Origin of the sequence: Carboxylicivirga mesophila (assembly GCF_018271975.1) — a bacterium.
Taxonomy (GTDB): domain Bacteria; phylum Bacteroidota; class Bacteroidia; order Bacteroidales; family Marinilabiliaceae; genus Carboxylicivirga; species Carboxylicivirga mesophila.
In genome coordinates this window covers 210902-225798 of sequence record NZ_JAGUCN010000004.1, presented here as the reverse complement: position 1 = coordinate 225798, position 14897 = coordinate 210902, and the positions used below count along the sequence as shown (strand labels likewise).

General features: G+C 40.2%; 15 protein-coding genes. 9 read left to right on the top strand and 6 right to left on the bottom strand.

What is annotated here, in order from left to right; all coding sequences use genetic code 11:
* Window positions 1–2: 2 nt before the first annotated feature.
* The 9 genes from moaC to KEM09_RS05670 all read left to right on the top strand — a co-directional run bounded on the left by moaC (window position 3) and on the right by KEM09_RS05670 (window position 5627).
* On the top strand, window positions 3–452 hold the full coding sequence (gene moaC / locus KEM09_RS05710) for a cyclic pyranopterin monophosphate synthase MoaC (protein WP_212226605.1): 450 nt from the start codon (window positions 3–5) through the stop codon (window positions 450–452).
* A 35-nt stretch (window positions 453–487) separates the two neighbouring features.
* A complete protein-coding gene (locus KEM09_RS05705; RefSeq protein ID WP_212226604.1) occupies window positions 488–1414 on the top strand; it encodes an MOSC domain-containing protein in 927 nt (308 codons plus the stop codon).
* 113 nt (window positions 1415–1527) lie between these two features.
* Window positions 1528–1887, top strand: a complete 360-nt coding sequence (locus KEM09_RS05700) for a VOC family protein (RefSeq protein ID WP_212226603.1) — start codon at window positions 1528–1530, stop codon at window positions 1885–1887.
* A gap of 48 nt (window positions 1888–1935) precedes the next feature.
* The gene (locus tag KEM09_RS05695) at window positions 1936–2745 is read left to right on the top strand and encodes a DUF6597 domain-containing transcriptional factor (RefSeq protein WP_342343998.1); all 810 of its coding nucleotides are present in this window, start codon (window positions 1936–1938) and stop codon (window positions 2743–2745) included.
* Window positions 2746–2814: 69 nt separating this feature from the next.
* Window positions 2815–3099, top strand: coding sequence for an ArsR/SmtB family transcription factor (locus tag KEM09_RS05690; protein WP_212226596.1), 285 nt, complete (start codon window positions 2815–2817; stop codon window positions 3097–3099).
* Window positions 3100–3158: 59 nt separating this feature from the next.
* A complete protein-coding gene (locus tag KEM09_RS05685) occupies window positions 3159–3386 on the top strand; it encodes a thioredoxin family protein (protein WP_212226594.1) in 228 nt (75 codons plus the stop codon).
* A gap of 36 nt (window positions 3387–3422) precedes the next feature.
* The gene (locus KEM09_RS05680) at window positions 3423–3878 is read left to right on the top strand and encodes a nitrophenyl compound nitroreductase subunit ArsF family protein (protein ID WP_212226592.1); all 456 of its coding nucleotides are present in this window, start codon (window positions 3423–3425) and stop codon (window positions 3876–3878) included.
* A gap of 1 nt (window position 3879) precedes the next feature.
* Window positions 3880–4578: an aromatic aminobenezylarsenical efflux permease ArsG family transporter gene (locus KEM09_RS05675; protein WP_212226590.1), complete on the top strand. Its 699-nt coding sequence runs from the start codon at window positions 3880–3882 to the stop codon at window positions 4576–4578.
* Window positions 4579–4580: 2 nt separating this feature from the next.
* Window positions 4581–5627, top strand: a complete 1047-nt coding sequence (locus tag KEM09_RS05670) for a permease (RefSeq protein ID WP_212226588.1) — start codon at window positions 4581–4583, stop codon at window positions 5625–5627.
* 72 nt (window positions 5628–5699) lie between these two features.
* On the opposite strand, the gene KEM09_RS05665 is transcribed toward KEM09_RS05670, so the two are convergent.
* From KEM09_RS05665 to KEM09_RS05640, 6 genes are all read right to left on the bottom strand, one after another.
* Window positions 5700–6968 carry a family 8 glycosyl hydrolase gene (locus KEM09_RS05665; protein WP_212226587.1) on the bottom strand — a complete coding sequence of 423 codons (1269 nt, stop codon included), beginning with the start codon at window positions 6966–6968 and terminating at the stop codon, window positions 5700–5702.
* A gap of 150 nt (window positions 6969–7118) precedes the next feature.
* Window positions 7119–8897, bottom strand: a complete 1779-nt coding sequence (locus tag KEM09_RS05660; RefSeq protein ID WP_212226585.1) for a glycoside hydrolase family 9 protein — start codon at window positions 8895–8897, stop codon at window positions 7119–7121.
* 214 nt (window positions 8898–9111) lie between these two features.
* The gene (locus KEM09_RS05655; RefSeq protein ID WP_212226583.1) at window positions 9112–9984 is read right to left on the bottom strand and encodes an ROK family protein; all 873 of its coding nucleotides are present in this window, start codon (window positions 9982–9984) and stop codon (window positions 9112–9114) included.
* Between the two features lie 26 nt (window positions 9985–10010).
* Complete coding sequence (locus KEM09_RS05650) at window positions 10011–10871, bottom strand: ROK family protein (protein ID WP_212226582.1); 861 nt, start codon at window positions 10869–10871, stop codon at window positions 10011–10013.
* A gap of 190 nt (window positions 10872–11061) precedes the next feature.
* On the bottom strand, window positions 11062–13695 hold the full coding sequence (locus KEM09_RS05645; protein ID WP_212226580.1) for a glycoside hydrolase family 2 protein: 2634 nt from the start codon (window positions 13693–13695) through the stop codon (window positions 11062–11064).
* A gap of 121 nt (window positions 13696–13816) precedes the next feature.
* Window positions 13817–14845 carry a LacI family DNA-binding transcriptional regulator gene (locus KEM09_RS05640; RefSeq protein ID WP_212226576.1) on the bottom strand — a complete coding sequence of 343 codons (1029 nt, stop codon included), beginning with the start codon at window positions 14843–14845 and terminating at the stop codon, window positions 13817–13819.
* Between the last annotated feature and the right edge of the window lie 52 nt (window positions 14846–14897).

The window sequence follows — 14897 nt, the reverse complement described above, 5'->3', positions numbered from 1 at the left end:
CTATGTCTGATAAATTAACTCACATAAACAAAAACGGGGAAGCCAACATGGTTGATGTAGGCGATAAACCAATTCAAAAGCGTACAGCCCGGGCAACCGGCTTTATCAAACTAAAGGCCAATACTGTAAGTTTGATAAGTAATAACATGATGAAAAAAGGCGATGTATTATCCGTTGCGCGCATTGCCGGCATTCAGGCAGCCAAACAAACACATATGCTCATTCCGCTGTGTCATGCCTTACAACTAACCAAGGTTGATATCAGCTTTGATATTAAAGAAGATGGCATACTGGTCAATTCCTTATCGCGCTGCCTGGGGCAAACAGGTGTGGAAATGGAAGCGCTAACCGCCGTTAACGTGGCATTACTAACCATTTACGATATGTGTAAAGCCGTTGATAAAGATATGGAAATGCTTGACATTCGTTTAGTTGAGAAAACAAAAGTCTGACCGTTTAATTTATTGCATCAGTTAAAACTACAGAGATGAAGATTCAAATAAAATCAGTTAATATATCGGAAAAGAAAGGCACAAAAAAAACGCCTTTAAAAAGTATTACTCTTAACCACCTGGGTGTTGATGGCGATGCTCATTCAGGGCATTGGCATCGGCAGGTGAGCCTGCTTGGTACCGAAAGCTACCAAAAAACGGAGGATGCTTCGGGCACCAAACTAAACTTTGGTGATTTTGCCGAAAACATCACAACTGAAGGATTAGCGCTGCATCACACCAAAATATTCGACCGTTTTGTTAACGACAACATTGAACTGGAAGTGACTCAGATAGGCAAAAAATGCCATAATGGCTGTGAAATAAAGGAACTGACAGGTGACTGTGTAATGCCCAAAGAAGGAATTTTCTGCCGTGTACTGAAAGGTGGTGAGCTAAAGCTAGGTGATGTATTAAAATATGTACCGCGCATCATCAACGTGCACATCGTCACATTAAGTGATCGTGCTTTTGAAGGCATCTATGATGATAAAAGCGGTCCGTTTACCGAAAAACTGCTCAGCTCATATTTTGATGAGCAGAACAGGCAGTACAGTTTTAACAGAACCATTCTACCTGATGATGAACAACAACTGAAAAACACCATGCTCCAATTGGTGACAAGTGGTATTGATATAATTGTTACAACAGGTGGAACTGGCATTGGCCCGCGCGATATCACTCCCGATGTAATAAAACCACTGCTGGACAAAGAGATTACCGGCATTATGGAAGTCATCAGAATGAAATACGGCATTGATAAACCCAATGCTTTACTTAGTCGCAGTGTGGCAGGAGTAATGGGACAAACCCTTGTTTATGTGCTGCCGGGCAGCGTTAAAGCCGTAAAGGAGTACCTGACAGAGATTACACCAACGATTGAGCATTCATTGAGAATGTTGCACGGTATTGACTCCCATTAAGCAGATACTTTTGGCACTACCCTTGCAATTGGTACAGAATGTCCTTTTTTTCCAATTAATATAGTTAGCTCATAGCTAGTTTTGTATGGTCAAACAATATAAAACAAAGCTTTATGAACAAATTAATCGCATGGGTTGAGATACCGGTATTGGATATGCACCGGGCTGTCGACTTTTACAACGCTGTTTTTAAGCTATCCCTAAAGGCTATGGATTTTGGAAATGAGAAGATGGCCTTCTTTCCCAATGACGAAGGAGCTTTATCACAAGCAAAAAACTTCAATCCTTCGAAAGATGGGGTATTGACAAGTTTCAATGTTGCAGATTCGATGGAATCCACCATTGAGCATATAATTGAAAGAAATGGAACCATAGTCCTCCCCAAAACAAAAATTGAAGCGGAAGGGAGAGGTTACTTTGCCATCTTTATCGACAGCGAAGGGAATAAAATTGGACTATACAGCCAAAATTAAGCCAAGTACAAATTTGCAGGGAGTTAAGTCCCTGCTTACCTTTACATAGTGAATTTCAAAATTATACACCCCTCTCACCAATTAGCTGGCATTGTAAAGCACTACTGGCTTATGGAGTGCAGTTATAAGGCCAAAGCAGTACACAACCAACGAATTGTTCCAACGGGTTTGCCGGAGTTAACTTTTATTTTGGGTAATAAAATCACTTCCCAAAGCGATTCCGGCTATTTTAATTCACATACACTTATATCAGGCCAGCAAAATTCGTTTTACGACATACAAGCTTCAGGCAAACTAAAGCTGTTAGCAGTCACATTACTTCCTTCTGGCTTTGCCCAGCTCTGTAGACACCCTGCCAGTGAACTATTTAACCAAACAATCTGTGCCCGACAAATTTGGGGGCAATCCATTTCTGAAGTATGCGAACAATTGTATGAATCAAACAACTTACAACAACAAATCTTATTAATAGAACAATTTTTAATGAAGCAAATGGCTGAACAACAGCCTTGCTACAAATCAGAAAGAGTCAGACACATTATTCCACACATTAATCCGGCTAAAAAGATGTCTATTCAATCCATGGCAGAACAAAGCTGCTGGAGTCGAAAAAATTTTGACCGTTCATTTAAATCATTGGTGGGCTGCAGTCCTAAACAGTTTACTAATATCATCCGCTTTCAATACGCACTTCATTTAAAATCAAAGCGGCCTCATTTGTCATTGTTAGATGTTGCCTTTCAAAGTGGTTACTACGATCAAGCACATATGAATAATGACTTTATTAAATTGGCAGGTCTGACACCAAGGCAGCTTTTCAGCTCATGCCCTCCCCATTCTGATTACTTTGGTTTTTAAAGCTATTAAATTTGGTATTTCAAAAACAAGCACTACTTTTGTTCGTAAATTTACGAACAGTCATTACAGATGTTTAACGAACAACAAACAAAATTAGCCAGATACACCAAAGCACTCGGACACCCCGTTCGTATATATGTGTTGCAAACCCTGGCCAAACAAACCTGCTGTTACAGTGGCGATTTAAGCGAGGTATTACCGATTGCCAAATCAACCCTGTCGCAACATCTAAAGGAATTGAAAGAGGCTGGTTTGATTCAAGGAGAAATTGAAGCGCCCAGGATAAAATACTGTATAAATAAAGCCAGCTGGGCCGAGGCGCAGGACTTACTGAAAGCGTTTTTTGAAGACTAAAAAAATTTACAAACATTGTTCGTTGTTTTACGAATGACGAATGATTTAAACACAATATTATGGATATTAAAGTACTAGGCACCGGATGTGCAAAATGTAAATCATTAGAGGAAATAACACGCAAAGCGGTTGAAGAAAAAGGCATAGATGCCAATGTTGAGAAAGTAGAAGACCTGATTCAGATAATGACCTACGGTGTAATGACCACACCCGCATTAGTAATCGATGGCAAAGTCGCTGTTAAAGGACGTGTACCTTCTGTTGAGGAAATCAAGGATTTATTATAAGCACTAATACAACTAACCTTTTCATTTATTCCTATTATGACTAAAATATTCTACACTTTTTTGGTTGTGGTCACAATATTATTAACTGCTGGCTGCAATTCTAATAAGCAAAAATCTAAGACCGAAAAAGATGGCAGTTCATGTGAATCCCAAAGCTGCTGTAGTTCAAAAACAAGTACTACAACCATTGACACCAGCAAAGTCAATGTAGTTTATTTTCATGCTACCAGGCGTTGTGCCACTTGCGAAGCTGTTGAAAAAGTTACCAAAGAAACGTTGGCTAAATATTTTGATGCTACTGTCCCGTTCCATTCAATTAACCGCGAAGTAGAAAAAGAATTGGCTAAGAAATATGAGGTAGAGTGGCAAACCCTTTTAATCCTGAAAGGCGATCAGGTTAAGAACCTGACCAACGAAGCCTTTTTAAATGCTCGTACAAAGCCAGAAAAGCTGGAATCGTTGATTAAATCAACTATCGAATCAATGTCATAGTATGGAAGTTTTACAGAATTTGTTGGAAAACTCTCAGCTTCCAATTTTATCAGCATTTATACTAGGGTTGATGACAGCTGTCAGCCCCTGCCCACTGGCTGCAAATATCACAGCCATCGGCTTTATCAGTAAAGATATCAAAAGTCAAAAGCGAGTATTTATCAATGGTCTTGTTTACACCTTAGGGCGGGCCATTTCCTATACCGGACTGGGTCTTATCTTCTTTTTCGGCTTGAGTCAGTTTCAATTCTCAGGCTTTTTTCAGGAGTGGGGCGAAAAACTATTAGGTCCTTTATTAATAATCATAGGTCTGTTTATGCTCGGAATTATTAAACTTACTATTCCAGGCTTGGGCTTCTTAAACGATAAGCTGGAAAAGAAAGCCGGCAATAGTTACTGGGGAGCACTGTTATTAGGTCTCGTATTTGCCTTAGCATTTTGCCCATATAGCGGCGTACTCTACTTTGGCATGCTGATACCCATGACTATAGCAAGTGCCGAGGGGCTTTATTTACCCATTGTTTTTGCACTGGCAACAGGCATACCTGTCATGATCTTTGCCTGGTTAATTGCCTACAGTATTGGCTCAATAGGCAGCTTCTATAATAGGTTAAAGAATTTTGAAATCTGGTTCCGACGTACTATCGCCATTTTATTTATCGGCGTCGGTATCTATTTTGTGATTACCTTAATATTTTAGTAATGAGATTACAAAAGCGCTTAAGCATTTCAACACAAATAGCATTAGCTCTACCTGCTATTATCGTATTGTTCTATTATTTGCAGCCACTTGTCGACTATATGACATATGAACTATTTACACTTAAGGCTGATTCCCATTGGGGGCAAGTAATAAACTTCTTTTTCTATGATAGTATTAAAATTATTATACTGGTTTTCTTAATCAGCTCATTGATGGGCCTTGTTAATACCTATTTTCCGGTAGAAAGACTAAGAAATTACCTGACTACAAAAAAACTGTATGGGCTGCAATATTTATTTGCTTCATTATTTGGTGCTGTGACTCCATTTTGCTCATGCTCTTCTATCCCATTGTTTATTGGCTTTGTACAAGGAGGTATCCCTTTAGGAGTCACCTTTGCCTACCTCATTACCTCGCCTTTAGTAAACGAAGTAGCGGTAGCTATGTTCCTGGGCTTCTTTGGCTGGAAAACCACACTTATCTATGCTACAAGCGGCATTTTCCTTGGAGTCATTGGCGGTTTCCTGCTTGGCAAGCTAAAGCTTGATCGCTACCTGGCCGATTGGGTTCAGCAAATACAGCGCAATGCAAATCCGGCTAACGTAGCTGATTTTGAGTCAGAAAACCTGAGCTTTACTGAACGACTGCCAGCCATTATTGCAGATGGATGGGGCATCGTCCGAAAAGTACTTCCATACATTATTCTGGGTATTGGAATTGGTGCACTCATGCATGGTTTTGTTCCTGAGAATTTCTTTTCAGAGTATCTGTCTGAGGACAAATGGTATGCCATCCCATTGGCAGTTATTATGGCTGTTCCGCTATATGCCAGTGCATCAGGAATTGTGCCAATTATACAGGTATTTGTGGCCAAAGGCGTTCCCCTGGGCACAGCCATTGCTTTTATGATGGCCGTTATAGGGCTTTCATTGCCTGAAGCCACACTGCTTAAAAAGGTTATGCAATGGAAGCTGATAGGCATATTCTTCGCAACCATCACTCTGTTTATTATCCTGTTAGGCTATCTCTTCAACTGGATATTATAAAACAATTCCGGCAAAGCCAGATAATTAACCTTGCTTTGCCGGAATTCATATAGTGTTTGTGTATTAATGAGCTTATTCAGCCGGATTCCACCAATTACCAGATATCAGCAACATATTAAGCAATGTTATTGTATCGCTGTAATACGTTTCATTAACAAACCGGTTTAGCCAATCCCACCCTTCGTTAAGATAAGCCTGGTATTTAACATCAGTGGTTGATGCTGTGATGACAGGTGCTATAAATGCCGCACTCGAATAGTTGTCCATAGGCTTCCCATTAAGATAATATCCCATTTTAATGTTAGCCGGATGACCGCCTGACGCATCCACAAAGAAATCCGTTAAGGTGGTCATAGCTCTTTTCGCATCACTGCCCCCAAAGTGCAAATAGTCAGCCGAAATTCGCCATGGGTAACGACAGGCATTCCAGCTGTAGTGGTTTGTTTGCTTATACTCATCCAAAAAATATTCAGGAGCAGGCTGTGGTGTTTTTCCGACTACAAAATCTGGCATCAGGCCTGTTTGAGGACTATATTTGTCTGTCAGTTCATCAATCATTAAATATACCTCATCAATAGCTTCCAGCCACAGTTCATCACCAGTTATCGCGTAAAAGCATCGCATATGTCCGGTCATCCAGTCTGAAGAACGCGTAGTATAGGGATCGCTATCCCAATCGCCAAGCAGCATCCGTTTGGAAGATGACGAAAGGCAACTTTCTCTGAGCCCGGCTATAACATCTTTTGCCATTTGCAAATAATTAATGGCGCCATCAGATCCCCATTGTTTATCAGCTAATAACAAGGCATATGCAATATCCATATCTCCATCGGTAGCACTAGCTTGCCTGTATTGGCTTTCTTCACTTTCATGAATCACCCAAGACATACATTTTGAATTACCACTACTGTAATGCTGATAACACATATTAAGCATTCCATCAAAGTACTTTTTAGCGTTGACATCATAACCCGCCATTAAGGCCAGCACAATCATCCCGTAGCCATGAGCTTCAGAAGTTGTTATTTCTGAACCATCACCCCCAGTACCTTTCATGCGCACATAATAACCGCCACCCGGTGTCTGACCATTTGACTCCCTCATATACTTCTTTAACCAATACTGATAGTAGTTCACCACATCATTATTTAATTCCTCCTGGCTCAGGTTATTGGGCTTGATACTATTTACAAATGTTTGAGCCTGCGGAAATGGTTTTATTGCTTCTGACGGTTCATGTATAATTAATGAGCGCCCATTGGGTCTTACAGGAACCTCATCAGAATTACATGCACTTAATGACAAACTGGTAAACAATATAAAAAGGCCTCTCAATTTCATGATTTCAGGGTTAAAGCGGAACGCTATTTATTAATAGGAGTTGAAGGCAATGCCAATTGAAGAAATACTTGCTACCAGGAAAAGATTTTCAACTAGCTACAAAGGATTTGCTACCACTCTGCCAATAGCGTTCCGCCGGTATAACTTGATTTATTTTGTAGTATAGGCAATCGCCGGAATCATCCATCCTCCGTGTTGTAACCATTGCTCCGACCAACGCCACCTCTGTGCAGGATCATCATCATAAGGCATAGGCCTGAACGCAATATCCTGCTCATTATCAAATCCGCCCGTAATGCCATTGCAAATACCACCCATATAGTTCATCGACTTACCGTCTTCCTGATAATCTGGATTGTTTCGTCCAGCTCCATGCAGCATACATACATTGTAAGGATTGAGGCCAAGCACCCAATTTATTTGATCAGATGCATAGTTAGCGACTGCCTCCTGCATTTCATTGTTTAATAAGCTTTTCGACTTCAGCATTGCCGTAGCCAATGACGCCAAACGAGCGTTTTCACCTTGCCACCAGTAACCTGTTTCGTTATGATGTGGCAGAAAGAAAGCAGTTCGAGCTTTTGGCTCATTAGTGGATTTGATCAGTTGACGTGCATAGCCAAAAGGATTTGTTACTTCTTTTGTCACCCATAACTCAAAACTCAAAGCATTAGTAATAAAAACCTTCGCTTCTTCTTGCAGATTCACATCGTTTTCAATGGCAAGGTAATGCGTCATAGCAATAACAGGCAGGCCTGCTTCAGCACCATGAAAAAACGGACGCTCACCATGCTCATCGGCCCGCAACCAATATTTCCCGTTTACATCACTCATAAGGCGTGCTTTTAGTGAACCCGCCCTGTTACGGGCGTCGGTCAGGTATATATCATTTCGTGTGGCTTTGAATAACTCAGTGGCAGCTAGCAATGCACAATAGTCATCAATAATATTTTCCTTCCCATCATCACAATACATCAGATTATTTTGCTTTAAATGCTCATAACCTTTGATAGCGGCATCCAAGTATCGACCCGCATTAAACTCCCCATTAAGAGCAGCTGAGTATGAACGCGCCAAGGCAGCTATGGCCATACCCCCACCTTCTCTAAAAGCAGCCTGGTAACGTTCATTGCGCTTACCATCCTGCCCCTCATACGCACAAATCTGGCGCTGCTCTGGATCTTTGGTCCAACCGGCAAAAACAGTGGCATAAAAGTAACCGGCATCATCGTGTACCTTAATCAGATAGTCGGCACCATGAGCTGCTTCCTTTGTCAACTCATGCAACAAATGTTGATTAGCAATATCAGAGTCTTGAATTACATCATGCGCTTCTAACAAGTTCCAGACCATCATAGGGAGCTGCTGAGGTGTCATGTAATTGGAAAAACTCAAATGACTCAGGTACTTTCCTTTTTCACCGGAGGCATCGTACCATCCTCCACTCACATCCACCGTATCCTTGCGGTCACCAAAAAACGTCATCGCTTTATCTTTATCATCATAGGGTGGTACACAACGCTGCTGCTGAAAAGCTTTAATGAGCAATGGCATTAAGTCGGCTGCCTGTGGCTTACTGGAAATGATGAATGGTTCTGAAAGCACAAAGTCATCATTAACAATAGCTTTTATTCGAAATGTACCAAGCTGTTTAAATTCAGAAAACAGCGCTTTATAAGCATTACCAGTATGCCAGTTATCAATTGCGCCACCCAATTCAAACTTTCCTTCAAATACCAGCTCATCCTGCTGATTGATAATCTCGAACTTTGAAGGAATAACATCTGACTTGATTTGCAATACTGCAGACTTATAAGCCTCGGTCTCATAACCTACATGGTTAATCAGGAAAATCCCATCATCGGCCGTTTGCTTCTTACACGATAATAATGAAGTCATTAAAATTGTTAAGTACAAAAGTTTCTTCATGTGTTTAAGTTTATAATGGTTTAAGTATTTGGCTTAATTATGTAGCTATCATCTATTCAAAAGCTTCATTTGCTCATCTAATGTTTTTGATAATACAAGGTTCCTGACAAATCACTTCTGCTAACAACATCATTTTATTTGCCAAAAGGATATAACTCTCCCATTCAGCCTCATAACGAAGCATTCCCAATCCACATAATTAATTATTGACTAGCTATTTAGAGATGGCATCATAGTATAATGCAGCAGCACCAAGCACGGCTATATCAGGCTGCTCACTTACCTCTATTTTCAGTTTTTCAATGGTTTTTTCATATTGAAACTTCCGAACTGCTTTCCACATGTACTCTTCGAAATATGGAAAGAAGCGGCTTACGTTACCACCAATCACTATACATTCCGGATCATAGGCATATAATATGGTTTTAACAGCTTGCCCGAAATCAAAACCAAACTGCTCCAGAATAGCCAAAGCAATTTTATCCTGTTTTTTAGCTCTTCGGTAAAGTACATCTGGCTTCAGACCATACTTGGTTTCGAAATATTGTGTTGTACAGTAATATTCGTAATTATGATCGCGATAAGGTATACAACCAAACTCACCGGCCCCACAATTTGTGCCAGAGTATAAATGGTTATCTGTGATGACACCAGCCCCTAGTCCAACACCAACAACAATACCTACTAAATTGGCATATTTCTTTGCTTTCCCGAAGTACTTTTCTCCGATAGCAAAGCAGTTGGCATCATTATTTACATAAACACCTACCTTATAACGGTCGGATAACAAATCGCCCAGGTGAACTTCCCGCCACGATGGCATATGCTCCACATTGTACACTATTCCTTTTGATACATCAACAAGACTAGGCACCCCAATTCCAATGCCTCCCACATCCTCATTAAACACCTGATCAATGGCGTCCATAATATCTTTCAGGATGACTTCCTCTGAATTATGGTTATCGATTTCAAGCGCCAGTGATGCCTCCACAATATTATTTCGAACCCGTCCCACACGTAAGTGTTTTCCTCCAAGGTAAACACCTACAGCACACTGGTTTTGAACTGTCATATCTTGTATCATATCTTTCGGTATGGATAGTTAGTAGTTTAATCTTCACCAACAGCATCAATATAAAGAGCTGCAGCACCTAAAATAGCAATTTCCTTCACTACAGACGGTACAATTACGAAATTTTCAAGAACAAACTGGTACGGAAAGGTGGCTATCTCTTTCCACATGGCTGTTTTATAGTACTCAAATGACCTGGAAACAGAACCTCCCAAAACTATGGCCTTTGGATCGACACTAAATAAAATAGTTTTAATCACCTTGCCCAAATGAGTACCATACTCGGCAAAAACAGACAGTGCTTCTTCATCACCTTCTGAGGCCTTCTGCGCCAATTTATTGCCACTTACATTGTATTTATTCTCAAAAAACTGCCCACTGCAGTAGTATTCATAATCGTGTTCCAGATAAGGGATCATCCCAAATTCACCAGCTCCACAGTTTTGATCCGGCAGCAAATGCCCATTTTTGATAATTCCGCCACCTACACCCGTTCCGGTGATTAAACCAACGAAGTCATCGTATTCCTGACCAGCACCATAGACACGCTCACCTACAGCGAAGCAGTTAGCATCGTTGTTGATGCATACAGGCAGTTTGAATTCCTTCTCCAATATGTCTTTTAACGGTATTTTTTTCCATGAAGGTATATTCTGCACATCATAAACAACACCATTGCTTGATTTAACCAGACTAGGCACACCAATACCTATTCCTTCCACTTCGGGCGTGATTACATCTCTAATCGTTTTTATGAGTGCCTGAGTTACATCAGGAGCATTATCAGTTTTGGGTACTAAACAAGAAGACACCTCGAGTATTTTATCACCTACAACGAGGCCTGCTCTCATGTTCGTTCCTCCCAAATCAACCCCTATAATTGTTCTTGTTTGTTCCATTAATTTTACATTTTGTTTTTGCACACCCATTGACGGGCATATTCAGTGTACATCAGTTACCTCTCAAAATAACTCATGCAAAAAAGGTTTATCTCTCAGTTATACATTAGAAGCAAAAGAAGAAACCGGCCTCATTTTCAGGTTGGCTTAGTTGAGTCAAAATCAGCCGGTTTCTTAGCAATTACTCAGATTATTTTATATTCCAGCCATCTATCCTATACTCCACTGACTCTGGCATGAGCTCATTGGCAATACGGGCTGTAACTATCTTCGTTTCATTGGGCATGATACTAATATAGTTGTCATCCCAAAATACTGGAACAATTACTTCATTGGTAGCTTTATCAAGCACCGCTGTTTCGATAAAGAATGCTATTTGATCTGATTTATTCTCAAGCTGACATTCAAAGTAGGTATAGTTTGCATCTTTATGTTGTGTCCATTGGGCATTCACGTTAACCTCAGGAAGCGAATTAAGCAACTGAAGATTGGCATAATCCTTTGGAGGGGTATAAACCCATGTTGTTTCTTCAAACAACATCTCATCCGCCTTAGTAGATAACCAATAAAAGTTATCTGCTATCAGTTTACCTGACTCATTGTACAACTCCAGGTTGATGAAGTAAGCTGTTGACAAGCCCTCTATTTCTGGCATTTCAAAAGCCAGCCCTGAGTTATGCGCATCCATATCAACCATTACCTTCTCAGCAAATAAAAGTTTGGAATTTATATCATACACTTCGATGCTTATACTGTGATTGCTATGCGTCGTATTGTAATCATTTACCCAATAAATATTCTTGTCTTTATAATTGTAAACAGCATTTAACGGAGCACATGCCTTTTTTGTGCCATAAAACGCTCCATTAGGCAGCAAATAGTAGTCATATAACTGCCAGAACATTTCAGGCCAGGCAGAATTAAGCATCCACTGAATAACACCTGTTGCCTCAAATTTATTAGACTGAAAAGCCTCAAACATGGGGCGAATCGCTTCATAATTGGATACCTGCGACTTGAAAGCAAATTCTTCAAGCGAAGTGGCTCCTCCATAGCGCTTGTTGAATGAATTTAAGTAACGATCCAATGAACCGAACTGATGTCTGCCACAATGAAAATTCCAGGTATCGTTGATTGGCCATAGCTTATCAGCGGGAATCATCTTCTTAATACTTTCAACTGGTGGCACTTGTGGCCCGGGTCCTGTTTCGGTATTAAAGCCATAAGCACCTCCGGCAATAGTATCAATATACCAGTAAACAGGTGGCACATAGCCGTATGGGCCTAACATTTTAACACCCGTTGAACCACTAACTACGCTATGATTATAATGGTCTGTTCCAAAATCCTGGTATTTACATGCAGCCAATATAGGTCGCGAATCATCTACAGTGGTAATGTAATCATTCAACTTCGCTTCCAGTTCGGGTACTGGTAATTTATCACTTCCAAATACCCATAAAAATACACTGGGATGATTTCGTAAGTACAAAACCTGATCACGATATGATAAGGCATGACGCTCAATCTCATCCTTGCCTGTAATGGCCATAAAGTCAGTTTCGGGACGACCGCAATAAGGTTCCCATTCCCAATGACAACTCCAGCCAATCATAATCAGTAAACCATTCTCATCAGCTGCATCATATATCGTTTTATCACGCCCCCAAAAACCTTCTAAACGAATACAATTAAGGTTCATATGCTTCACGTACTCCACCTGAGCCCGAACTTTATCTTCACTATCAGCCAGAAACATGTCATCTACCCATCCGGCACCTTTAATAGTTAAGGGTTTACCATTCACCTTCCAGCCTTTATGGCCTTGTTCATTCCAGTACTCTTCTATTTGGCGAATACCAAAACGTGTGTTAATTTCCTGCGATACCTGACCATTAATTTTAGTGCTAACGGTCATAGCGTACAAGTATGGATCACCTAGGTTATTGGGCCACCATAACTTTGCATTCTCGACTTTAAGCAATGGCGCATCTTTTGATGTAATAGCAATGTCTTTTGACTCTCCGGCCTTCAGTTCTACTTGCTTTGCAACCTTTCCAATCTCTTCAATAAAAGCTTCAACAGTTACTTTCTGAGGACTTTCGGAATGATTTGTTACCAAGGCTGTCACCGTTAATTCTGCATGATTGGCCTGATTTTCATCCAACTTTGCACTAACAAAAGGGGATTCGATAGATACAGCACCACTTTTTATTAACTCAACACCACGCCATAAACCCATATTCTGATCGGGCGCAGCTGGATTCCAGTCTACAAAACCAATGGTTAAATCGCCTTTAACAGGAGGAATAATTTCAACAGCTATAACATTTATACCAGGCACCAAATAGTCACTGGCATCAAATGTCCATCGGCTAAATGGTCCTTCAATAACAGCAGCTTCACCTAACTGATGCCCGTTAAGCCAGATATTTGCTTTATAGTTCAATCCTTCAAAACGGAGTTGATAAGTGGCTTGCTTGTCGAAGTTTTTTACTTCGAATGTTTTACGATACCACCATGGCTGTTTGAAACGAGTATCATCAACCCTATCAATATTATCGCCCATAAATAAATCATCGTATTCTCCATTCTCACGTAAAATTGTCATTACGGTTGCCGGTATATCCCCTTTCACCCAGCTATCGGAATTATAGGCAGATTTACTTAACTCTGCACCAGTTACCGGCACTTGTTCTGCTGACTGAATGAACCAGTTACTATTCAACTCTGTCATATATTCCGCTTTTTCACTTGATGTACATCCTGTCAAAACAATAACTGAAAGACATAACATCCAATTACTTAATACAGATAGTTTCATTTAATAATGTTTTTTGGTTTGCAGCAAATATGCATAAATATTGGCATTAATGCAAGCGCTTGCACTTTTTTACACAAAAACATTTAGCCTGGTTTAAATTCTTAATCGTTAGATTTATTGACTAATGTTTAAATGATGAATTTCGTATTAACAGCTGAATAGGTTTTAATGTGATTGAACTATCAGTTACACCATCGTTAATACATTTTATTAACTGAGTTACTGCAGCCTTACCCATTTCATAACCAGGCATATCAACTGCCGATAAGGAAGGTGTTACAAACTCATTACAACGCTCATTCCCAAGCGAAATTATGGATAGCTCCTCAGGAAGTTTAATTCCCATTGCCTTAACTGCCGAGGCTATAATCAAGCCAGACGAGGCACTTGCCGCAACAATTCCATCAGGTCTCTGAGGCAAATTCATCCACAAGCGAACAGCATCACGCGCATCTTGCTCTGTCAAATCGCTTGACAATAAAAATTGAGACAATAATGGTAAACTATTCTTCTTTAAAGCATCTTTAAAACCTTCTGACCTCTCTTCAAAAACCTTTGAAGAAACCGCTCCGGCCAGGTGAGCAATGCGCTTACACCCTAAATTAATTAAATGCTCAGTAGCGACATATCCGGCTTCATAATTATCAACAACAATCTTTGGTCCGGGCACAGCATAACTAACCCTATCGAACATAGCAACCGGGATACTTTTTTTGACGAAGACATTAAAGTGGTCAACATTGTCTGTTTCCATAGTTAAACAACACACCAATCCATCAACACGGGCCGAATTCATCACGCGCGTCATTTCAACCTCTTGCTGCACACTTTCATTGGTCTGACTAATAATAACATTATATCCGTTATCTCTGGCCACCTCTTGTATACCACTCAATGCTTTGGCAAAAAACTGCGAACCAAGATGTGGAATAATAACCCCAATTACATTCGTTTTATTTTTTGAAAGACTTGAAGCCACCAAATTCAACTCATAACCTAAATCTTTAGCTACCGCTTTAACTTTGTTTTTAGTTGCCTCACTGATTTTTGCATTATCGTTTAAGGCTCTCGAAACTGTTGATGGTGAAATATTAAGCTCTTTGGCTATATCATTAATGGTTATTTCGCCTTTCTTCTCTTTAGGGGACATTTTGCTTTTATTGATTAAAAGTGCAAAGTAACAAAAATTAAGCGAAGTAAAG